The 23,311-nt window shown below is 38.7% G+C and carries 21 protein-coding genes; 19 read left to right on the forward strand and 2 right to left on the reverse strand.

Annotated elements, in window-relative coordinates; all coding sequences use genetic code 11:
* Nucleotides 1-64 precede the first annotated feature (64 nt).
* Nucleotides 65-1,192: a DegT/DnrJ/EryC1/StrS family aminotransferase gene (locus ACHZBS_RS27415; protein WP_319409716.1), complete on the forward strand. Its 1,128-nt coding sequence runs from the start codon at nt 65-67 to the stop codon at nt 1,190-1,192.
* 18 nt (nt 1,193-1,210) lie between these two features.
* Here ACHZBS_RS27415 and ACHZBS_RS27420 read toward each other — a convergent pair whose 3' ends face one another.
* Complete coding sequence (locus ACHZBS_RS27420; protein WP_319409717.1) at nt 1,211-2,428, reverse strand: ISL3 family transposase; 1,218 nt, start codon at nt 2,426-2,428, stop codon at nt 1,211-1,213.
* Nucleotides 2,429-2,509: 81 nt separating this feature from the next.
* On the opposite strand from ACHZBS_RS27420, the gene ACHZBS_RS27425 reads away from it, so the two are divergent.
* Nucleotides 2,510-3,226, forward strand: coding sequence for a WbqC family protein (locus ACHZBS_RS27425; protein WP_319409718.1), 717 nt, complete (start codon nt 2,510-2,512; stop codon nt 3,224-3,226).
* A 127-nt stretch (nt 3,227-3,353) separates the two neighbouring features.
* Here the strand turns inward: ACHZBS_RS27425 and tnpC are convergent, their stop codons facing one another.
* A complete protein-coding gene (gene tnpC, locus ACHZBS_RS27430; protein WP_319404498.1) occupies nt 3,354-4,745 on the reverse strand; it encodes an IS66 family transposase in 1,392 nt (463 codons plus the stop codon).
* Nucleotides 4,746-4,956: 211 nt separating this feature from the next.
* Between tnpC and ACHZBS_RS27435 the strand changes: the two genes are divergently transcribed.
* The 17 genes from ACHZBS_RS27435 to ACHZBS_RS27515 all read left to right on the forward strand — a co-directional run bounded on the left by ACHZBS_RS27435 (nt 4,957) and on the right by ACHZBS_RS27515 (nt 23,308).
* Nucleotides 4,957-5,808, forward strand: a complete 852-nt coding sequence (locus tag ACHZBS_RS27435) for a class I SAM-dependent methyltransferase (protein ID WP_319409719.1) — start codon at nt 4,957-4,959, stop codon at nt 5,806-5,808.
* Between the two features lie 24 nt (nt 5,809-5,832).
* Entirely contained in the window at nt 5,833-6,828 is a 996-nt protein-coding gene (locus ACHZBS_RS27440) for a glycosyltransferase (protein ID WP_319409720.1), read from the forward strand.
* Nucleotides 6,818-7,783 carry a radical SAM protein gene (locus ACHZBS_RS27445; protein WP_319409721.1) on the forward strand — a complete coding sequence of 322 codons (966 nt, stop codon included), beginning with the start codon at nt 6,818-6,820 and terminating at the stop codon, nt 7,781-7,783. Before ACHZBS_RS27440 ends, ACHZBS_RS27445 begins: the two co-directional genes overlap by 11 nt.
* Nucleotides 7,770-8,882 carry an FkbM family methyltransferase gene (locus ACHZBS_RS27450; RefSeq protein WP_319409722.1) on the forward strand — a complete coding sequence of 371 codons (1,113 nt, stop codon included), beginning with the start codon at nt 7,770-7,772 and terminating at the stop codon, nt 8,880-8,882. Before ACHZBS_RS27445 ends, ACHZBS_RS27450 begins: the two co-directional genes overlap by 14 nt.
* Before the next feature lie 46 nt (nt 8,883-8,928).
* Nucleotides 8,929-9,702: a 3-deoxy-manno-octulosonate cytidylyltransferase gene (gene kdsB / locus ACHZBS_RS27455; protein ID WP_319409723.1), complete on the forward strand. Its 774-nt coding sequence runs from the start codon at nt 8,929-8,931 to the stop codon at nt 9,700-9,702.
* A 3-nt stretch (nt 9,703-9,705) separates the two neighbouring features.
* A complete protein-coding gene (locus ACHZBS_RS27460; protein WP_319409724.1) occupies nt 9,706-11,778 on the forward strand; it encodes a hypothetical protein in 2,073 nt (690 codons plus the stop codon).
* Between the two features lie 192 nt (nt 11,779-11,970).
* The gene (locus tag ACHZBS_RS27465) at nt 11,971-13,722 is read left to right on the forward strand and encodes a glycosyltransferase (RefSeq protein ID WP_319409725.1); all 1,752 of its coding nucleotides are present in this window, start codon (nt 11,971-11,973) and stop codon (nt 13,720-13,722) included.
* Nucleotides 13,680-14,474 carry a class I SAM-dependent methyltransferase gene (locus ACHZBS_RS27470; RefSeq protein WP_319409726.1) on the forward strand — a complete coding sequence of 265 codons (795 nt, stop codon included), beginning with the start codon at nt 13,680-13,682 and terminating at the stop codon, nt 14,472-14,474. The genes ACHZBS_RS27465 and ACHZBS_RS27470 overlap by 43 nt, the downstream gene beginning before the upstream one ends.
* A gap of 353 nt (nt 14,475-14,827) precedes the next feature.
* Nucleotides 14,828-15,754 carry a glycosyltransferase gene (locus tag ACHZBS_RS27475; protein WP_319409727.1) on the forward strand — a complete coding sequence of 309 codons (927 nt, stop codon included), beginning with the start codon at nt 14,828-14,830 and terminating at the stop codon, nt 15,752-15,754.
* Nucleotides 15,748-16,878 carry a hypothetical protein gene (locus ACHZBS_RS27480; RefSeq protein WP_319409728.1) on the forward strand — a complete coding sequence of 377 codons (1,131 nt, stop codon included), beginning with the start codon at nt 15,748-15,750 and terminating at the stop codon, nt 16,876-16,878. Before ACHZBS_RS27475 ends, ACHZBS_RS27480 begins: the two co-directional genes overlap by 7 nt.
* 351 nt (nt 16,879-17,229) lie before the next feature.
* Nucleotides 17,230-18,171 (forward strand): glycosyltransferase family 2 protein, encoded by a 942-nt coding sequence (locus tag ACHZBS_RS27485; RefSeq protein ID WP_319409729.1) that lies wholly within the window; start codon nt 17,230-17,232, stop codon nt 18,169-18,171.
* 93 nt (nt 18,172-18,264) lie between these two features.
* Nucleotides 18,265-19,089 (forward strand): methyltransferase domain-containing protein, encoded by an 825-nt coding sequence (locus ACHZBS_RS27490; RefSeq protein WP_319409730.1) that lies wholly within the window; start codon nt 18,265-18,267, stop codon nt 19,087-19,089.
* A gap of 150 nt (nt 19,090-19,239) precedes the next feature.
* Nucleotides 19,240-20,253 (forward strand): glycosyltransferase, encoded by a 1,014-nt coding sequence (locus tag ACHZBS_RS27495; protein ID WP_319409731.1) that lies wholly within the window; start codon nt 19,240-19,242, stop codon nt 20,251-20,253.
* 8 nt (nt 20,254-20,261) lie between these two features.
* The gene (locus ACHZBS_RS27500; protein WP_319409732.1) at nt 20,262-20,939 is read left to right on the forward strand and encodes a cyclase family protein; all 678 of its coding nucleotides are present in this window, start codon (nt 20,262-20,264) and stop codon (nt 20,937-20,939) included.
* Complete coding sequence (locus ACHZBS_RS27505; RefSeq protein WP_319409733.1) at nt 20,939-21,676, forward strand: acylneuraminate cytidylyltransferase family protein; 738 nt, start codon at nt 20,939-20,941, stop codon at nt 21,674-21,676. Before ACHZBS_RS27500 ends, ACHZBS_RS27505 begins: the two co-directional genes overlap by 1 nt.
* Entirely contained in the window at nt 21,618-22,562 is a 945-nt protein-coding gene (locus ACHZBS_RS27510) for a phosphoglycerate dehydrogenase (protein WP_319409734.1), read from the forward strand. Before ACHZBS_RS27505 ends, ACHZBS_RS27510 begins: the two co-directional genes overlap by 59 nt.
* A complete protein-coding gene (locus ACHZBS_RS27515; RefSeq protein ID WP_319409735.1) occupies nt 22,559-23,308 on the forward strand; it encodes an SDR family oxidoreductase in 750 nt (249 codons plus the stop codon). Before ACHZBS_RS27510 ends, ACHZBS_RS27515 begins: the two co-directional genes overlap by 4 nt.
* The last annotated feature ends 3 nt before the right edge of the window (nt 23,309-23,311 follow it).

Genomic DNA, 23,311 nt, shown 5'->3' on the forward strand with positions numbered 1-23,311 from the left:
TATGATGTGCTTGATAATATTTTTTTAATTTTCTGAGTATTGCAATTTGGAAGAATGAATTTAATTGGAAAGTGATCCGGAAATTAGTATGTCAATAACTGTTACCAAGCCATCTCTGCCTGACCTCTCAGATTTTACAGAGCTATTAAAAAAAATCTGGGAAAGCAGGCAATTAACCAACATGGGCGTTTTTCATGCCCAGTTTGAACAAGCGCTTTGTGACTACCTTAACATTGAGCATATCAGTCTTTTCTGCAATGGGACTACCGCATTGCAAATCGGGCTGAAAGCCCTAAGGGTAAGCGGTGAAGTTATCACAACCCCGTTTACTTTTCCGGCGACAGTTCATTCAATTTACTGGAATAATTGCAAACCGGTTTTTTGTGATATTGAACCTGATTCTTTCAATATTGATCCAAACAAAATTGAACCGCTTATTACATCTACAACAAGTGCCATAATGCCGGTCCATATATATGGTCGTCCCAGTAATATTGATGCTATCCAACAGATTGCCGATCTGCATGGGTTGAAGGTTTTATACGACGCCGCTCATGGATTTGGGGTAAATCAAACAGATGGAACATCATTGCTTAAAGCAGGTGATTTATCCATGGTCAGTTTTCATGCAACGAAAGTTTTTAATACAATAGAAGGTGGTGCTCTTGTTATTCCGAACAGCAAACTCAAAAAGCGTATCGACTACTTAAAAAATTTCGGGATTGCTGATGAAGTAACCATAGTGGGGCAGGGCAGCAATGGAAAGATGAATGAACTGATATGTGCCTACGGTTTGCTGCAACTTCAGGAGATTGATAACCAAATTATTAAAAGGAAACGGATAGCAGAACGTTATATGAAAAACCTTGCAAATGTAAAAACGATAATTATTCCACATGAACCAAAATGTCAGCGGTATAATTATTGTTATTTTCCTGTTTTAATAGATAAAAATGAATTTGGCATGACACGGGACATGCTCTATAAAAAATTGCGCCGTTTTAATATCATGACCCGCAGGTATTTCTTCCCGTTACTAAGTGAAATTCCATGCTATAGGGATATCCCGTCTGCTTCACCTGAAAACCTCCATGTGGCAAAAAGGATTTCGAGACAAATCCTTTGTTTACCTCTTTATACAGACCTGACAATAGACCAGGTTGACAGTATTTGTGAAATAATCGGCAAATAATCCTGGTTCCTCGCTGTTTCATGTGGGTAAATCGAACTTCAGTTTGCCTGCAATAAGATAAATCATGGTGATAAGTGTTCGCTCAGTTCGATACCCTCGGGCTCTGGCTTTGGCAGCTTGAATCAGACTGTTTATCCCTTCTAGGATTCCGTTATTGATCCTGGAGGTAAACCAACGCAGGACGCCGTCCCAGTGGTTCTTGATGGTGTATGCGGCTTTTTTCATGGGCTCCAGGCGGCTGTGGGTTGCCCAGAAATACCATTTCTTCAAAAAGGTTTCGACGGTCCGGGCGGTCTGATTGTAGAATTCCTGAAAGTTGAGTTTGATGTGGTACGCCCGGCTGGTTTTGAGGTTGAGCTTTTTGATCGTCAATTGTTCAAGCTGTTCGGCCTGGGACGCCTTGAGGTTGGATGGGTTCTTCAGCCAAAGATAGCGGCTGCCCTTTAGCACCGGCCGGCCTTTGGATTCTTCCCGGCGAACCTGGTCCACCGCTTCGTTGAGGACTTTCAGCACATGGAACTTATCGAAGGTGATATGGGCTTCGGGAAAATGTTTTTCGACACCGCTGATGAACGCCGGAGACATGTCGCAGCACATCTCCTCGATAGCGCCGGGATTGCCGCCATGGTCGGTGAGATCTCTTTTGAATCGATCAACGGTTGATGCATCCTTGCCGCCGGTGGCGAACAGAACCCGGGTTTCGTCAAGATCGACAAACAGGCTGACATAGTTGTGGCCGCGGCGTCTTGAGGTTTCGTCCATGCCGACATGCTTGACCTGACTGTGGTCGGCGGCCTTACGCGCTTCGCCCACATAGTGATGCAAGATACGCCATAACCGGGTATCGTGCTCACGGACAAACTCGGCGACGGTTTTCACCGGCATAGCCTTGGCCAGTATCATAATCATCGCTTCAAACAACAGCGTGAAGCCGCTGCCGGGTCTGGCCCAGGGCACATCAACCAGACGGATGCCGCATTTTTTGCAGTCGATTCTGGCAACCCTGGCGGTCAGATACGCTTCGTGCTGGAAGAAGTTCAGATGCCGCCATGTTTTCTCGACGGTATCGTGGGCCTTGACTCCCGATAGCCCACATTTCGGGCAAGTGAAGGTGCTCCCTTTGGGAAAATCAAGGCGGATATCCAGACGCTTTTCATCGGGGTTGAAATCCGCTGTCGAAACCTGCCAGGGCGGTTTCAGACCAAGAGCCATTTGAAGGAGTTCTGTATCTTTCATAGTGCTTAGCGATTATCACTAGTGCGGTAAGTCAATCAACTATCTACCCATACGAAACAGCGAGGAACCATAATCCTTTTCATGAAAATAGCAATAATGCAGCCATATTTCTTTCCTTACCTCGGGTATTTCAATCTTATGGCTGCTTGTGACGTTTTTATCTCCTTAGATAATGTCCAGTATATTTCAAGAGGATGGGTAAACCGTAACAGGATTTTGCAGTCAAACGGTGTTTATACCTTCACCGTACCCTTAACTGCTGCATCCAGAGATCTCTGGATAAATCAGAGAACGATTGCACCTGAGTTTGAAGAATTCAAGCACAAATTCATAAAACAACTAGACGCCGGGTATAGAAAAGCCCCTTTCTATCCGAATATATTAGCAATTATAGAAGAAAATTTAAACAATACTGGGGATAATATAGCGCGTTTATGTGAATCAACTTTGATGGCAGTAATGAATTACCTCGGATTGACCAAAAAAATGTATATTGCGTCTCAATTAATGAATCAAGAAGATGCCTGGCAGTTATGCGGCAAACACAAACTTATAAAGCTGTTGCAATTATTACACGGCACACACTACCTTAATCCGGTTGGAGGCATGTCACTATATCAAAAAGATGATTTTAGCAAATATGGTATTAAACTTTTGTTTGTAAAACCGCTTTTACCATCATACAGGCAAGGCAGCAGAAAAAAATTTTATAATAGATTGTCTATTATTGATGTTTTAATGTTTAATTCGCGGAAAGAGATATCAAATTTACTAAAACAATATAAGTTAATTTCATGAATGCTTCTGATGAACATAAATTTTGTTTGATCTTAAAAAAAAGTAATATCATACCCTTGGAAGGTTTACTTTCATGATCGCAATTTTGAAAAAAATCGTACGCGTTCACGGGATATTCCAGTTTGAATTAAATCCAGGAGAGATTGGGCGTCGACCTTCGAAAATAGGAAGTAATACATTCCACGAGGAACGGGAACGTCGGTTTTGCATTTAGACGGCAGGTTTCTTTCAGGGATAATATCCTTTCGACCCACCGGTTTCCCTTTTCGCTTTGGGTGCCCAGGCTGCGCTTTCGCCATAGCACCCCAAAGCGCAGTGCCCGTTCGGCACGGTTGTTGGTCGGTTCAATGCCATGGTGATCGAGAAAGGTCCACAGACTGTCCATTTCGCGAACAATCTGCCGGGCGAGTTTTCCGGCGTCGGTCTTGTCCTTCTCCCAAACGGAGACGGTAAACAAAAAGAACGTATAAAAATCCGACCACATTTCCGGGTCGGGAGGTTCTTTGGCAAACGATACCAGTTGCCTCAGCCAGGCGGCGACGATTTCTCCGAAGCGGCAAAGATCGGTTTTCTTTCGTTCCGCCAGGGCATCGGCTTTGCGGATCAGATGGGCCAGGCAGGTTTGGCGGTTAACCCATTTTCGATATAGGCCGTAACCATCGCTGACCAGAATCCCGTCCCAATCCCGGACCAGTTTTTCGAAAGCTTCCTTGGAGCGATGCGGGTCGATGCGATAAAACGCCACCCGTTCGTTGGCCATGGCCCACAACCAGTGCAGGTCGTTTTCCTTAAACCAGGAAGTTTCGTCGATGTAGTTGCACCAAAAGCGTCGGGCGACCCGGCCGATGCGTTCGTAGGCCGGCAATAGCGCATTTGACGTGCGGTCGACAAGCTTCTGGATGGTTCCGGTGGCAATCCCGATGCCCAGAACCGACTCACACAACTGCTTGACGTCGTTGCGGCTCATGGCCTTGATCCCACTCAATTCTCCGATAAGCGCGGTAAAGCGCGGCCCATAACCGGTGGATACGTCAGAAGGTAGCGCGGCCTTGACCGTCCTGCCGCAGTTGGGACAGTCACATTGCTGGAGAATATAGTGGCTGATTTGCATTTCGATTTCGGGTAGCTCGATATGCTGATGCGCATAAAACGGCTGCATCTTTTGCGGATCGAACTGCGCATGCCCGCATGCGCAGCGCGTCGGCATCAACCAATGGCTCTCGGTCGGATCCAGCATCTGCCGCTGATGCGGCTTGTGGCCTTTCTGACCGCCTTTTGCACGTGTACTCTTTTTCTGTTTTCTCTTTTGCCTGCTAAAGGGCGGATCGGATGACGGCGGCTTACTGGAGTTATGAGAATTTTTGCTGGACCGAACCTCAAGCTTCTCCAGCCGCTTTTCGTGGGCTACAATCCGCTGTTCCATATCGAAAAGCATCCGTTCCAGAGCCATGATATACTGTCGCACCGGCTCTGGTGTCAGTTGCCAATCGAGTTCCGAAAAGGGTCTTTTGAGTGCCATGAAAAGCACTCTACCATAGTCAAAAAGAAAAATCTAGATTTATTTTGTATTATTTCGGTTAGTTATGATCTATTTTTTGTGCTTTGATTTCGGGGGGTTGCGAGACCAGTTGGATCCTCAAAGTACCCCGTGAATGCTTACAAAAAATATTTATACGAAATATTCTAAAAAATAGGGGAAAGTACTATTTTCCTGTTTATCGAGTGGGTGAGTGGATTTAAATAAAGAAAATTTTTATAATCAAAATAGATCCTATTATGATAGAAACGCATATCGTTATGAAGCTGCGTCATGGTATTATTTCAACAAATATAAAAACAATGCTATATATTCTGAATTAGAACGAAGCCTTCAGACAATAAAAAAAAAATCTGTGATTCGAGTTCTTGAAATTGGAGCTGGTACAGGCTATTTGCTTGGAAAGCTGTTGACAATCTCAAGCGTAAAAGTTGATTACACAGGAATTGAGCATTCGATAGAGATGTCAAATATGCTTAGCCAGCGGTATGCTGCAAGGTGCAATTCCTTTAGAGTGATTAATACGAGTGTGATGGTTGAAAATTTGCGTGCATTGAAGATGGAAAAATATGATTTGATTATTGGGAGTTCTATTTTACATCATTTGCTTGACTATAAAGAGGTGATTATAACCCTCTCGAATATGCTTGTGCGGTATGGCGTTATGTATTTTGTAAGAGAACCAATTCATGAAGATGAATGTCGACCAAACAATTTTTTTTCAGATGTGTTGGATCTTTTTTATAGTTATGCAAATTCAGTTTTGATGCTACCGTTAATTAGACATTTGATATGGCCGAGAAAAGTGAAAGCCGAAGATGCAACATATATTGCGTATCATATGTTCAAGAAAGGTGTTTCGACCAATGTATTTAAGGAGTTGGTACAAAACGAATACAAAATTATATTTATGAGAAAGTATAATAGACGTGTGTCTTCATTACTTTCTTATTTTGAAAACTCCTGGCTCAGAAAGTTCAGAAAAGATATTTATGGAAATACATTGTGGAGTATTGGTCTGCAGCGTCTTACCACTAAAGGTTAATTTTCTATATAATTGGTTAATATTATGTTAGAGCCAATTGAATTAAACAAAAATATACCCTCTTTATTTTGTTTTGATGAAAAGCATTTTCAATTACTTGAAGCGACAGGCCAACGCCCTGAAGTTTGCATTCTAATGCCAACATATAACCATTCAGAATTTATTCCAAAGGCCATTGAAGGGGTTTTATCGCAAAAAACAAAATTTCCAATCCAACTCTGCATTTCAGACGATTGTTCAAACGATGAAACTTTAACAATTTGCATTGATTATCAAATAAAATTTCCAAAACAAATCGAATTAATCTTTGCACTTGAAAACACAAAAAGTAAGATTATCAGTTTTCTATATCACAGAGGTTTGGCAAGTGGTTCAAAATATATTTCTTTCTGTGAAGGGGATGATTATTGGATAGATACCTCAAAGTTACAGAAGCAAGTTGATTTAATGGAAAAAAATAAAAATTATAGCGGTTGTTGCCATGATGCTAAAATCCTTGACGAAGATGGAAAAATAGTAATGCAAAGCTGCAAGGAACGACCACATTTTCATCAAGTAGTTAATTCTGATCATATAGTAATGGAAAAAGGCATTGTCAATTCAGGGTTTAAATCACAGGCGCCTACGGCCTCATTTCTATTCCGAAAAAAAGTGATTGAAAGTACATTAAAACGATTTAACGGTATTACAAGTGATGTGCATTTGATGCTGACGGCCGTCGATATGGGCAAATTTTTTTATATCGATGAGGTGATGTCTGTATATAGACATCATCCGGAGTCATGGAGTTTTTCTCCTTTAAGGAACAGGATGCTTACTCATTTGAACCGGTTTGAGTCATATTATAAAGATGAAAAATTAATGAAACGATATAAAAAAATAATTGAAGAAAAATTACTTAATTGTATCGATTATTTTCTTAGCGATTCAATAGATGAAGATCAAAATTATCAAGATAACGATAATTTTTATTCAGATCTGAAAAAGCAAAAAGACAGAATATTGAACAATGAATTGTGAAATACAATCACAACGAATAAGACCTAAGAACTTGGGATTGTATTTAACAAGACAATGTAATCTGTCATGTCCAAGCTGTCTTTTTCGTCTGCAAAAGAGAAATTTTCACAAAGATGTAAATTTGCCTTTTAATCAGGCTGTAAAAATCATCAATTATTATAATTCTTTAAATGTTCAGAATGTGGCTTTGCAGTCTGAAGGTGAACTTTTTTTATATGAACGATATTGGGAGTTGGTCTCTTTCTGTCAGAAAAATGAAATTTCTCTTCAAAATACCGTGACAAACGGGATTTTAATTGACAAATTCCTGTTAAAAATCATTCAAAATTTCAACTCAATTTCAATAAGTGTTGATGGATACGATACTGACTCTTATAGGAAACGACGCGGCGGGAATGTCGATATTTTCAACCGAATAATATCAAATACCAGGCTTCTTTTACGAGAATCCAAAAAACTTAAAAAAGAGTTTAAAGTAATTTATAATTGTGTGATAATGGCAAACAATTACATGATCATGCCGAAAATGATCGAAATGGCCGAAACATTAGGCATTTATAAAATACAATTCAGGAATATGCATCGATATGATCCTTCAAATGACTTATTGTCTCCAATATATAATACACCTGAACTTATTGAGTTTATAGAAAAATTAAAAAGCAAAAGATATACAGTGCATATCAAATGGCCTGAGATTTATGGACTGACCACTCAATTTCATTGTAGTATGTTATTCGGTACGGTCACAATTGGATCAGATGGTTTTTTCGCACCTTGTTGTCATATTCCATCAAATCCTTCATACGGGTACTTTTTTGATGATCCCCTGGGGTTCAACAGTAAAAACATGGCGATGTTCAGACGTACATTCATAAACTCTAAAACGATTAAAGAGCTTCCAATGCAATGCCGTGAATGTCCTAGGTTGACGAATTGCAATGATAAAAAATAAGATGTATTATTTTGATAAGATGCTGAAAGAATTTCAGGGACTCTATCGTCATATATATATCTATGGTGCTGATAAAAGAATGTTTAAAGAAATTTATGGCGGTCGATCAAATTTTCCAGACAATTTTATAAAGGAATTTGTATTTAATGATCTAAAAAACAATACGTCCTGTGACCCACCGACATTGAAACAAAGCAACAGTAAGGTGAATATAGATGAGGCGGTCGTTATTGCGCCAACATCATTTGAAAAAGAAGCATATGAAAATGCAAAAGCTTTCTTTGGTGAGCATGCGAAGATCTATATGCCATATCATCAGTTCTTTCTTGAACCACATAAAAAAATAAAAGGAGAACGTAAAGAAGATTTGTTTTTTGTACCTATTGAAGAAAGTGAGCTCAAGTTCTGGTGCCCTTCTAATATCTGCAAAAATAGAGTTGATACTTTTTTTACCAAAGAGCCTGAGACGATTGAATGGATCGATACTTTCCCACAATGCTCAACTTTTTGGGATATTGGTGCAAACATCGGTCTATATTCACTTTATGCCGCACTGAAATCCCATAAAATCTTTTCTTTTGAGCCGGAAGCCTCAAATTATTATGCCCTCAACCGGAATATTAATGTGAACAAGATGCAATCAGTTAATTCTTATTGTCTTGCCTTTACAAACAAAGACACCCTTGGCAGCCTTTATTTGTCAGCGTTTGGCATAGGCAAAGCCCTGCATAGTTTCGATGATCGAGTTCCAGTTGATGGCAACAAAAGTCAATTTGATGGAAGACAGGCATCAATTGGGTTAACAATAGATTCCTTTATGAAGTTGTTTTCGCCTCCGGCACCCAATTACATTAAAATTGATGTGGATGGGAACGAAGAACAAGTGTTACTTGGCGCAAGGAACACACTAGAACGTTCAAATGTAGACGGTATTATGGTCGAGCTTGATATTACGCAAGAAGAAAAAAACGATCGCATTTTTCAATTGCTTTCGGACTGTGGATTAATCCTTGATGTAAAATTGCGCTCCCCAATGTTTGATAACCACCGTTTTTCAAACAACTATAATCATTTTTTTTATCGTAAGCATTTGATTTAGTTCATACATAGTTTCGAAACAACCTTATCAATAAATGGATAGGTTAATGAAAGTTTACGGAATTATACCTGCTCGTATGGCATCTACAAGATTTCCAGGAAAGCCTATGGAATCCATTTTGGGGATACCGATGATTGGCCATGTGTATTATCGAAGTAGGTTTAGCGAACTACTAGATGAAGTTTATGTTGCCACCTGTGACCAGGTTATCTTTGACTATATTACCGGAATCGGCGGTAAAGCAGTAATGACATTGGACAGCCATGAACGTTGTACAGATCGAACTGCGGAAGCCCTTTTAAAGATAGAATCCGAGAAGAGAGAGCGTGCTGATATTGTGGTCATGATCCAGGGGGATGAACCCATGATAATTCCGCAGATGATCGATGACGCAGTCAAGCCGATTCTCGAGGATGAGGATGTATTGATCACCAATTTAGCCGGAGAACTAAAAGATGAAACAGAACATGATGATCCAAATGAGGTGAAGGTCGTCATGGATCAGAGCATGAATGCATTGTATTTTTCCAGAGAACCCATCCCCTCAAGAAAAAAATTCACTGGAGATTTGCCGCCGGTTTATAAGCAGGTATGTATCATACCTTTTCGGCGTGATTTTTTAATTGAATTTAACAGGATGAAACCCACCCCCCTTGAAATTGTTGAATCGGTCGATATGCTAAGAATTTTGGAGCACGGATATAAAATTAGAGTCATTCCGACTGACAACAGGACATATAGTGTCGATACTGAACAGGATCGTAACCGAGTTGAAGAACTTATGATTAACGACACACTCATTTCTCAATACCATTCATAAAAATTGCAAACATTAATTATTTTTCTTCGCCACCCGAACGATATTGATCATTTAACGCCTGTCATATGGAAATGGCTGCAGGCGGATGACCATTTCGCTACGGCTGTTTTCCCTTGGGGCATACCCATAGCGAAAACGGATTTCAGAATTGCCCTGCTGAGTCATCTTGACCGATTCCAGATGGTTGAATTGGCGGCATCCGATAGTGTGGGCTGGTCAAAAATTAAAATTTTAGATTTTATTGACGGTATATTGCCAGATAGAGGGAAAATCTGTATCGCTTTTGACTGGTTGCATCAAAAAATGCATAAAGAGAAATTCTGGGCGAAATCGTTGGCATTCTTTGCACGAGAGCGTAAAATTCCAATGGTTTGTCTACCCCATGGTGATCATTGTCATACCGGAAACATGCTACGGGCAAACGAAATCAGCCCGGAGGCAACTTCGGTCTATTCTCCGGTCGGCATGTTCGATACGCTTGTCGTACCAAATCACCATTGTGGGCTTCGGTATCAGGAATTCCAGCCTGCGGATCGAATCCAAGTTCTTGGATCTCCGAGGTACAATTCAGAATGGCTTGAAATCATCGATAAACTAGCTCCAAAATTCATCATCCCCGAGGCCGAGAATAGAAATAAAATTGTTCTTTTTCTCCGCAATAGCGCTTATCCAATCTTTTGGGAGGAGATTTTCTGGGCTGCTAAATTGATTACCCAGTTTGAAAACCACTATCTGGTTGTTGTTCCCCACACAAGAGGGGAAGGGTGGGAAACCCTGGTGGATTGCTATCCGGAACTGGGTCGGAAAACGTCTAATTATACCTGCATCGAAGAAAATGTATATTCAGGTTCCATTGTAAAATGGGCCGATGTTGTCATCGATATCGGTACAAGTGTTGTTTTTGAGTCAGTAATGCGCGGGAAAAAAATTATTTGTGCTGAATATCTTCACGCCACAAGATCAATTTTAAGCAAATATTTTGCAAATTCAATAGTGCTATGCAGAGATGAGTTATATGAAAAACTTGCCTCTTTAAACAGCGATCCATCTCAAAGATTTTACTCCTTAGATGAGGCTGAATCGTTTATCCGTGACATGGTGCATGTGCCGGATGAAAACGTGTTGGATCGCTATGTAAACCTATTATCCAACGCGAAAATCAAAAAAGATGCTTTTGCGAACCTTCTATCTTCGGACAACGAGGAAGCTGATCTGCATTTGAATCATTATGATTCTCTTCTGAAACGATGTTCCGATCTAACTAAACGTTGCGATGAGATAGAACAGCTTGTTATTAAATGTGAGAAGGCCAATAAGTTTCACCTTGATCAAAAAAAACATTTTCCGAGAGTACAAGATGGTGAAAGTCCGGACGCTGAATATTATAGAGCCAGACGCGATTTTTTTATGAAATCCGATGATATCGACAATGCATTGGTATCGTCAAATTTGCTATTAGAGATATCACCAAATGATTCCGATTTCGAGAAACATTACTGGTTCGGATTAAAACTCGATAAAATGGGTGATTCGAATAGAGGTTCACTTATATATCAGCAAATCGCAGATGACAGACGGGTTCAACCGGAACTTGCGGCATGGGCATTGTTCAAACATGGTGAAATTTTTCTTGATAACGGGGATGAGAATACTGCAGAAAATTATTTTAATAATGCATTAAATTTAAATAATAAGCACATTAAAGCCGCTATATATTTGACACCAAAAAAAAGTAAACTCAGAGTTTTAGTGGGAAATCAGGAATCTTGTTGTCAAAATTGTATTGAAATTCCGATAAAGCCTTTAGACGAAAAAATGTGGGAATATTATTTTTCCCGGCGTAAAGCTGATTATATTGAATTAAACATTGGCGATGCGTCAGCAGATTATGATTTAATGAAATTAGGAAAAATATTGAAGGACAACCTATCGGCAGAAGGAGAAGCACTAATTAATATTAATAGCGCGAACGATTTAGAAAAAATAAAATCACTTGCGATCAATATCCAATCTTTGGGATTATATGTTGAAACAATCAGTGAGTTTTCATTACAGGTGAGGAATCATCGTCATTAACTTAGTTCATCGTTTCATAAAAATATAGTGACGAATCGTTTTTATGCTTTACCTTCGTGCTCTTCGTGTTCTTCGTTGTGAAAAGTCTTTAATTTTTGTTTTAGACACTTATACGAGTACGCTTTATTGTGATGAACTATAAATAATTTAAATTTTAAATTAAAATTGTGAGAGGTTGAACGGTAATTCGAGATGTTTTACGAACAGAACAAAGAAAATAAGAGGAACCGTCCAAAAAGCTCAGATATATTATTAAGTATTGCAATTCCAACCTATAATCGTTCAAAGCAGTTGAAATATGGATTAAATAGATTTTTATCACAAATAACGGACGACATAAAACCTTTAATTGAAATATGTGTCGCTGATGATTGTTCAACAGATGACACCCCCGCTGTTATGAAAAGAATTGTTAGAGATAATTTTTTTATCCACTATGAAAGATATGAATATAATATCGGCTTGGAAAAAAATTTAATTGCCTGTACCCAAAATTGCAGAGGAAAATATCTTTGGATATTTGGTGATGATGATTTTCTGGAATTTGATGATTCTTTAGCTTGTATTATTTCATTACTGAAAGAAGGCTGTTACCCTTTCTATATTCTCAATAGAACCCGTAGAAGTTTTGATTTAAGCAAAAAAATTTCTGAAAATTGGATGGGTTTAGATTTTTCGAATAATAAAATCTATCCACGGTTACGGGATTTTTGTTCTAAATGGGGAATCATCAGCATTATCGGGTTTATATCAGTCAATATTTTTGAAAGGGAAAAATTCACGGCCGTTATTCCGGATAAATACTGGGGGATTATGTATCCTCAGCTCGGGATGATGCTTGAAGCTTTTGCAAATCATCCATGCTTGCTTGTTACACGGCCTTTGATTTGTCATCGGACTCAGACCCAGGAAGAAAAGCGGGCCGCACTAGGGGAAAAATCAACTGAAAAAGATTTTATGTCAAATTACCAACGTCGGAACGCTATTTATTTCAGTTTCAGGCTTATTCGTTTTATAAACGCTTTGATAGATTGTGGCGCGATTTCTTATAATGAATTGAAGACAATGCGAGAATTCACATTCTCTAATATATTATTAATAGAATTTATATTAAAAAATATTGAATTGTCGGTATTATTAAAATTGGGAGATGATACCCGCGACTGGCAAATGGCATTAACATTTTATAAACATATGTTTTTAAAAGATAAATATCGAGGTATTTATTTATATCGTTTGATACGAAATTTAAAATTAGATAGAGGAGATTTAGAGGGTGCAATAAAAATCGGAGAAAAAATATTAATTTCTTTCCACGAAAAACAGGATTACGAAGCATTTTACAGGATAGCGGTTGAATCCCAAAAAAAAATGAAATTTGCACTTGCTCATACGGCATATATAAGAATTGCAAACGATAAATATGCAGGTTATGAACTACATGCGTGGGCATTATTTAAAAGCGGTGAATTAGCTTTGGAAAATGGAAATGAAGAGGAAGCATCAAATTATTTTAAAAGTGCCTTGAGGCGAAATCCAAATCATACTAAAGCTTCCATTTTTACCACCTCCCATGATAAAAAATTAAAGGTATTTATTTCACCAGACAGTTCTTATGCAGAAGATGATTGTATTCCGGTAAAAATGGAACTGACAAATGAAGAGCTTTGGTCGTATTATTTCAGTTACAGATTTCCCGATTATGTAGCTTTTTATTTGGATGAACATTTCCAGGAAGAAAATATTTCAAAGCTTTTGAATCTGGTAGTAAATCATATTGCACCGGACGGGGCGGTGAATATAAATATATATAATAAAGATTTGTTCTCTTTTTACTTTGAAAAAATTAAAAAGCTTTCGATAATCTTAAAACTTCATGTAAATGCTTGTGATAGGAAAGAATGGATTTATATAAAAAAAAAGATGAGAAAAAATTTTTTATGATCAATTATTCTAAAATAGATGATTTCTATAAATATTTAAATAGATATGAAGAATATGAAGAACTAATAAGTCCGGAAAAATTAAGAGGAGATTTAAAGGATTTCCAGAATTTATTTGCCCTTGATTTTATTTTAAATCACTATCCAAAAGGTGCAAATCTGTTAGAGATCGGCGGTGGTGATTGTAAAATGCTTTCTGCTTTACTAAAAAAACATCCCCAAAAATATAAATGCTGGTCGCTTGATCCCTTGTTGGGTGCAGGAGGGGGGCTTTTATTTGATGATATTCTTCAGCAAAAAAAAATTAATCCAAAAATAACGTTAATTAAACAAGTAATTGGAGACTTTTCGGAGGACGTGCCAAACAATTTTTTCGACTGTGTGTTTAGTATATCCGTATTAGAGCATATACCAATAGATTTATGGGGTAGGTCATTTAAAGATATGAGAAGAAGTTTAAAAGTCGATGGCGGAAAGACCTTTCATTGTATTGATGTGCCAATAGATTCAGAAATTTCAAAAAAGCGATATGAATTTGTTAATAATATTGAAAATGAAAAAGTTGGTTTCAAAAAATATAATGATATAAATATGCAAATAAAATATTCATTGAAGGATCCGCAGACTTATTTTGTATCTCCCATAACGTATTTTGGCTGGCTAAAATATATGAATGAAAATAAAGATTCTAAAGAAGAGCAGCGATGCTATGCAAGGATAACTTCTATAAATTGTGTTTTTAAAGTTTCTTAGCAATAAAGCTTCTAAGAAATATTAAAAAATGTTCTATTATTAATGAACCCAGACGTCTTGTAACCACAGGATATTTTCAGCGTGATGTTAATGTCGAAGAGTATCAACGGTAACCGGTTGCAGTGTCAACTTACCTTTAGATGTGTCCCAATCCGAGTTTTTTCCAAATCAAAATCGAAGTCGAAATCAATATTTTAACGTTTTTTATTTCTTTTATTTTGCTGCTATAAAATAATGGACCGCTTTAAATTACGAATTCGAGATAAATCTATTTCGTGATTTTAAAGTTTACGTAGAAATATTAAAGATGGCTTGCAGTAAAATATTTGAATTTAAATATCAGAGATGTAGACATGAAACTAAATGAAAATATAAAATTTTCTGTAATCACGCCATGTTTTAATTCCGAAAAATATATAGAATCCGCTGTAATTAGTGTTTTAAATCAGGAAGGAGATTTTGATATAGAATATTATATTATTGACGGCGGTTCTGAAGATAGAACAATTTCAATTGTTGAACGATATAAGCGATTAATTGATAGTGGTCGATTTAGGATCAATTGTAAGAATATTCAAATTAAAATTATCAGTGAAAAAGATAATGGCATGTATGACGCATTGGTCAAGGGATTTAAATTGATTACTGGAAATATCGTCAGTTATATTAACAGTGATGATTTTTATCTTCCAAATGCGTTTAAGACTCTAAAACGTGTATTTGAAAAATATCCTAAAATATCATGGTTGACCGGAAACGCCACAATATCTAATGAAGATGGAATTATTAGCAATATTTGCACTCCTTATTTTTATTATAATAAATTCATTCGTATGGGATTGTATAATGGAAAAATTTTGCCCTTTATACAGCAGGAATCAACATTTTTTAAAAGAGAATTGTTGAAAGAAATAAAATATATAGAATTAAAAAAGCTAAAATATGCCGGGGATAGTTATATTTGGGTTTGTTTTGCAAGAAAGGAACCTCTATTTATTATTCTGGCGCTATTGGCCAGCTGGCGGCGTCATCCAAATAATTTATCATCTGATTTAGATAAATATAGATATGAAATGCAAAATTTTACTGAAAAAATTAACATAAATGAAGAAGATAAAAAAATATTATTATACTGCCAAAAAAGGTTGAAAGACCCAATAAGCACTTATGGGAAAAATAATAATAGAATTATTTGGTGGGAGCCAAAAATCAACAATTGGATGGGAAATTTGTCATATGAAGTAAACTGCAATGTTCTTAAAGGAGAGGTTTATTGTTAAATCTAAATAATTTGAAATTAATTGATTTAAAATCATATTATGAATTATTTGATGCTTTGGGAAAATATTATAATTATGTCCCTATAAATTGGCTGATTAAATTCAATGATTTTATTAAAGAGAACAAGATAAAATTTGAGATACCCGTTAATTATTTAAAAAATAATACTATCGAGGACAACGATAGACTAAATTATTTGCTATATATCTATAATTCTTCTTTGGACGCCATTAATTTTTTATTAGAAAACAAAGATGACAAGAAACATTCACCAACATATGAATATATGAAAAAAATGAATTTTAGTTTTCAAAAAAATTCACAATATGTTGAAAGAAATTTTAAATCCACCGAAAACCTGACATGCTATTCAATTCCAGGAGAAGGGGGGAAAGATATCGCATTTAAGAGGGATTTTATTAAAAAAAGATTGAGTTTTTCAAGAGATTTGGTGTCAAAACTTAAATCTAGAAGGGAAAGAGATCTATGTATTATTGTTGGTAATGGCCCTAGTCTAAAAAAAATAAATATTGATTTGCTAAAGGGCGAGGATGTATTTATTTCAAATAATGCCTTTTTGGATACTAAGTTGAAAAAAATATCAAAATATTTTGCGGTTACAAATTTTTTAGTGGCTGAACAAGGGAAATTTGAAATTAATCAGCTGAAGATGTATAAATTTTTTCCCTACTGGTTAAGTTATACAATTCTTGAGGATGATATGACTTGTTTTTTAAATGCTGATTTAAAAAGAGAATTCAGCATTGACGTGGGCGAAAGAATATCATGGATGTCAACCGTAAGCTATTTTATGCTTCAGATAGCATATTCGTTAGGTTACAAAAAGATAGTAATGATCGGATTTGATAATAGTTATAAACAGAAGCCGGGCGTAAAAGAGGGCGATATCATAATTTCAGATGAAGACGATGAAAATCATTTTGATAAAAGCTATTTTAAAGGAAAAAAATGGCAAGCTGCAGATACTGATCATATGAATGAAGTGTATAAAATATCAAAGACGGCATTTGAAAATGATGAAAGAGAAATATTCAATGCATCCATAGGTGGTAAACTTGAAGTGTTTAAACGTGATTCACTAGAAAATGCCTTAAATAGATAGTAAAATATTGGTTAAAACACTCTAAGAAAAATTTTATTTCCATATCTTTTTTTGTATCTACCACAATCAATTAAATGATTATAAAGAAAATTAAAATGCAACTATTTGTTTACTCACCACGAAGATTTATGTTTAATACCCCCTTAAGAGTTACACTAAGATCAAGAAGAAATACTTAAAACATATAAAAAAAAGCATGTAGCTTTTACTGATAAAATTTTGTGTGTTTTAAGTTTTTGTGCAATCTTGCTTTCACCGTCGTGCTCTTCATCTTCTTCGTAGTGAAATAGTCCTTTATCTTTAAAAACTAAAATAAGAATGCCCAAGCAGGATGAAATAAAATATTAAAAAATGAAAAAAAATCAGGCAACTATTGAAACAATTTCCGTACTTACTCCAAGTTTTAACCAAGCGCATTTTTTGGATGAATGCCTTTTATCTGTAAAGAATCAAACTGTTCCTCCAATAGAGCATTTTGTGTTTGATCCTGGTTCTACAGATAATAGCAGGAAAATCGCAAAATCTTATCCGCATGTCTCCATGATTACAGAAAAGGATGATGGCCAAAGCGATGCCGTAAACAAGGGATTCAAGATGGCCAAAGGGGATATTGTGGCTTGGATTAATTCAGATGATTGTTTTGAGCATTCAAGGGTTTTTGAAACTGTTTTGAGCAGATTTAATCAACATGACAGACCGGATATTGTATATGGAAAAGGGATTTATATTGACGAGAATGGCAAAAAGCTGAGAGATGTTTATGTTAATAATGATTCAGATTCACTTTCCTGGCGGCTTCAGCAAGAATGCGGGATACTTCAGCCGGCCTTATTCATGCGTAGAGAAGTCATTAATAGAGTGGGGCTATTAACTTTACATCTACAATATTGTATGGATTATGAATACTGGATACGCTGTGTAAAAAAGAAAATTCGATTTGTATATTTTGACGAAAACCTTGCTGGTTTCAGGTTTTATAAATTCAACAAGACATATGGTTCACGAGGAAAAAGCTATGGCGAAGTGTGCGATATGCTTTTGGAACATTTCGGCTATGTTAATAGCCGCTGGCTAAGAGCATATGCAGAGTTCAATGTTGAAAAAATTGATGGTGTTTTAAAAACAAGATATAATACGAAAATAAATAACCCTGATAATGTCGAAAAGGAACTTTGTAGGCTTTTACATGCCTACAATTCAAACCCTGACACATTAAATGTTTTGCGGACCAATAGTGACCAACCCGGTTATAGAGATACTTTTATAGACATGGCTGAGAGAAATATTTTTTAAAAGAAAAAACTAAAACATATGTATAAGTCGAATAATGAAAGCCTGTATTTACTGCCATTAGGTCTTATTAGAAAGCATTCCAGAACTGTTTCTATGATTATAGAAAAAAGGATAAAGAAAAAAATAGAACTTGGATGGCATTATATGCTTGATCTTGTATGGATGATCGAACAGGTTAAAAATCTGCCCAAAGGGGCAACCATTTTAGATGCCGGTGCAGGGGGCGGGCTTCTTCAATTTATACTGGTTGATCTTGGATTTAATGTTATCTCAGTGGATTTTGCTCCACGACCTAGTCCTTTGGATATCCCTAGCATAAAAATTATGCATCAAGCTGAATTTAATCATGCGTATATAGATCACCTGAAATCGAACTATCAAAATGCACGCCAGGAAAAAAGCAGGCCGATTATTATTCGATCACAAAAGAAGTTTGTTGGATTATTAAGCAAAAGAATTCCAATTATATTGTATCAGGCAGATTTGAAGGATATGTCTCTTTGCCCTGACAATTTTGTTGATGCTGTTGTTTCTGTTTCAGCTCTTGAGCATTTAGGAAGGGAACATACTGAGAAGGCGGTTAAGGAATGTATTAGAGTGTTGAAGCCGGGGAGGGCATTCCTAGCGACTACCAGTGCTGCAGAAAAAAAAGACTGGTATCATCATAATTCCATGGGGTGGTGTTATACAGAATCAAGTCTTAGAAAAATTTTTCAGTTGCCACCGTCAGTGAGTTCAAATTTCAACAGCTATCGACAGATTTTTGCAGAATTACGAAAACCTGGCAATAAACTCCATGTCGAACTGGCACAGTTCTATTTTGATTCGCCACATAACGGGATGCCGTGGGGCGTCTGGAATCCATCGTATATTCCCGTTGCTATACGAAAATTTAAAACAAGCTTGAGCAATATCTAACTAAATTAGGGAATTATATATTACTTGAATTGAGCGATATTTACCGAAGAGATACGCCGACTTCTTGATGGCGTAGGGTTCTTGAAAAAGCTTAGGCAATACAATGAATATGTCGAAAATTCTCGCGAACCCTTTCGTCACAAGAGATAGGTGCAGATCAAGCGCAAAATCGTTAAAATAAGGCCTTATTCGAAAGGACCTGCAACTGTGTCCATGCGTTTCTCAATTGTCATCCGAAGCTACAATGAAGAACGTCACATAGGACGATTGTTGGATGGCATCATGCAGCAGAGTGTAAAGGATATTGAAATCATCTTAGTGGATTCAGGTTCTACAGATGGGACCATTTCCATTGCTGCAAACTATCCGGTGAAGGTCATTATCATAAAGCCGGATGAATTTACTTTCGGGAGGGCTCTCAACAAAGGCTGCAGTGCCGCCAAGGGCGAAATGCTCGTCTTTGCCAGCAGTCATGTATACCCGTCCTACAATGATTGGGTTGAGAGGCTTGTCACACCTTTTCGGGATCCAAAAATTGCTTTGGTTTATGGTCGGCAGATCGGAAATGGAGAAACCAAATACTCCGAGCATCAGATATTTTCAAAGTGGTTCCCGGAAAATTCGATATCATCACAAGACCATCCATTTTGTAACAATGCAAACGCAGCGATTCTGCGCTCGATGTGGGAAAAACTGCCATATGATGAAACCTTGACCGGTTTGGAGGATATCGATTGGGCAAAGCGGACCATTGAATCGGGCTATCAAATTGCGTATGCAGCCGATGCTGAGGTTGTACATGTGCACAATGAATCTCCACAAGGTATTTACAACCGGTACAGAAGGGAAGCTATCGCCCTAAAGCGCATTTTCCCTCATGAGCATTTCAATGGTCTGGATTTTATACGGTTATTGCCTGCCAATGTAGCCACTGATTGTTACCATGCATATCGAGAAAAGTTGTTGCAAACTAACTTTACGAGCATTTTGATGTTCCGGTTGATGCAGTTTTGGGGAACTTTTCAAGGCTTTTCCCAACGAGGCCCGATTACCAGCCGGCTTAAGCGGACCATGTATTATCCCAATGGAAGGAAGCATCTTGATCATCCCAAAATACCCATACGTAGGAAACGATCGATCAACTACTTGAAAACAGGGAATTGAGGAAGAATTTGACTGAGCTCTATGATATAACGGTACCCATAAAGCGTGGTATGCCGATTTGGCCCGGAACCGTTGAACCAAAACTATGGAAAACAATGAGCATGAAGAATGGCGATTCCGCCAATGTTTCAAGAATTGATATCGATGTTCACACGGGAACGCACGTGGATGCGCCGAGGCATTTTCTGGAGGAGGGCAAAACTGTTGATCAATTGATGTTGGAAGATCTGATAGGCTTCGCCATGGTAGCTAATATCCCTCATGTGACCGCAATCACGGAAAGCAATTTGGATAATTTGAACATGCCTGTGACTACGGAACGAATCCTGTTGAGAACACGAAACTCCGATCTTTGGGCAGCGGGAGAAACGGAATTCAAGAAGAACTACGTGGCACTCACTGCCGATGCCGCCCGGTGGTTCGTAATGAAGGGAATTAAGCTGGTCGGTGTGGACTATCTTTCGGTTGAGTGCTATGGCGAAAGTTATCCGGCTCACGAAATACTCCTGGAAGCAGGTGTCATTATCGTGGAATGCCTGAATTTAAGTGGCGTGAAGCCTGGAACATATGAACTGATATGCTTACCAATAAACATAGTCGGTGCCGAAGGAGCACCGGCCAGGGTCCTTCTGCGCAGCATACCTGATAATAGAGACAGATTGACGGAATCCGGGGGGGGCTTGTGATGCCAGACATTGTCGCCTTGATTCCTATGCGTCACAAAAGCGAGCGCATTTCCGGAAAAAATTACCGTTTGTTTGCAGGAAAACCCCTTTATCATTACATTATTGACAGTTTGTCCGCTTGCTCATTTATCCGTGAGATAGTCGTCGATACCGACAGTCATATCATCAGAGAGGATGCCCAGAAAAATTTTCCTGATGTTCGGCTCATTGAACGACCGTCGCATCTAAAAGCAGGCACGGTGCCGATGAATAACGTTTTGCTGCATGATATCAGTTGCGTAAAAGCGGATTTCTACATACAGAGCCACAGCACAAACCCGCTTTTACGCCCTGAAACCATTACCCGGGCCGTCCGTTTGTTTCTGGAGAAATATCCTGGAAACGATTCCCTGTTTTCTGTCACCAGGCTTCAATCCAGATTCTGGACCGGTTCGGGTGAGCCGATCAACCATAACCCGGAAAAACTGTTGCGCACCCAGGACCTTCCCGCTCTTTACGAAGAAAATTCATGCCTCTATATTTTTTCGCACAAGACAATGGAAAACAGAAGGAACCGGATCGGTGAGAGTCCTATACTTTTTGAAATTGACCGTCTCGAGGCGTGCGATATAGACGAGGAAATTGATTTTCATATAGCCGAATTCCTATACAATAAAAGCAAAGAAGGAAAACTGTCACATGGCCTGGAAGATTCTGGTAACAGCGCCTTACCTGCAGCCGGCGATCGATCGGTTTAGGCAGATTTTCGATGAAAATGGCATAAAGCTCGTATTGCCGAAAGTTGATGAGCGTCTCGAGGAAGACGAATTGCTAGGATTGGTGGGCGATATCCACGGTGTTATCTGCGGCGACGACAGATTTACCAAAAAGGTCCTCGAGTCAGCTCCTCAGTTGAAGGTCATTTCAAAGTGGGGCACCGGGATTGACTCCATTGATCAGACAGTCTGCCGGCAGTTGGGGGTCACCATTTGCAACACACCGAATGCATTCAGCGAACCGGTGGCCGATTCCATATTGGGATACATTATCTGTTTTGCCCGCAAGCTGCCATGGATGGATTACAATATCAAGCAAGGCGTATGGGATAAAATTCCCGGCAAGGCACTGAGGGAATGCACATTAGGAGTGATAGGCGTCGGCAACGTCGGAAAGGCCGTAGTGCGCCGGGCAACGGCATTCGGCATGAAGATAATCGGCAACGACATCGAATCAATGCCTGCAGCGTTTCTCGAAAAAACCGGTATCGAAATGATATCTAAGGATGAATTGCTGGAGCAAGCCGATTTCGTCAGCCTCAACTGCGACCTCAATCCAACAAGCTACCATCTCATGAGCCAAGAAGAGTTTGCCAGGATGAAGAATTCATCGGTGGTAATCAACACCGCGCGCGGGCCAATCATTGATGAGAGCGCCCTGACAGAAGCATTACAGAAACAGCACATCGCAGGGGCGGCATTGGATGTGTTCGAGACCGAACCGTTGCCGGCAGACAGTCCTCTGAGAAATATGGATAACGTCCTCATGGCTCCCCACAATGCAAACAGCAGCCCGGAAGCATGGGAGAACGTGCACAGTAATACCATCAACAACCTTATCCATCACTTGTCAAAAGGGCAGACATGAAGCCGTCTGTGTTGATAACCGGTTCAGCCGGTGGTATTGGCCGCGCTGCGGCAGAGCTATTTAAAAAGCGAGGCTGGACCGTTTTTGGTGTCGATCGAAAACCAGTCATACATGGTGACCTGGTAGATAAATTTATTAACGAAGATGTCTCTGACCCAGATGCTGTCCTCAAAATAGCGTCTGAAGTTTCAGAACGTACCGACAGGCTGGATGTTTTGGTGAATAATGCTGCAATTCAAATCTGCAAACCCCTGCTAGAAACGGCGCCATCGGAATGGGATGAAGTCATGGCCATTAATGTACGCTCTTGTTTATTAATGGTGCAGGCGGTCTTTCCCCTGATGAAAAATCATGACGCCTCAATAATCAACGTGAGTTCGGTGCATTCTCTGGCTACTTCTAACAATATTGCGGCCTATGCTGCCAGTAAAGGCGCCCTGCTGGCTTTGACACGCGCTATGGCCATAGAGTTGTCGTCCTATCAAATTAGGGTGAATGCGATTCTGCCCGGTGCCGTGGACACGGCAATGCTGCATGAAGGGTTGAATAGAGGGCATTTGGGAAGCGAAAACACAGGCGAGTTGCTTAAAGAGCTTGGTTCACGTTCATTGCTGGGACGGGTCGGCAGCCCTCTGGAGATAGCCCATGCGATTGTGTTTCTATCCGACCCCAAACAGTCCTCCTTTATCACAGGTCAAACTTTAATTGCCGATGGTGGTGTGCTCTGCAGGCTCGGCAGTGAGTGAATA

Origin of the sequence: uncultured Desulfosarcina sp. (genome assembly GCF_963664155.2) — a bacterium.
Lineage (GTDB): Bacteria > Desulfobacterota > Desulfobacteria > Desulfobacterales > Desulfosarcinaceae > Desulfosarcina.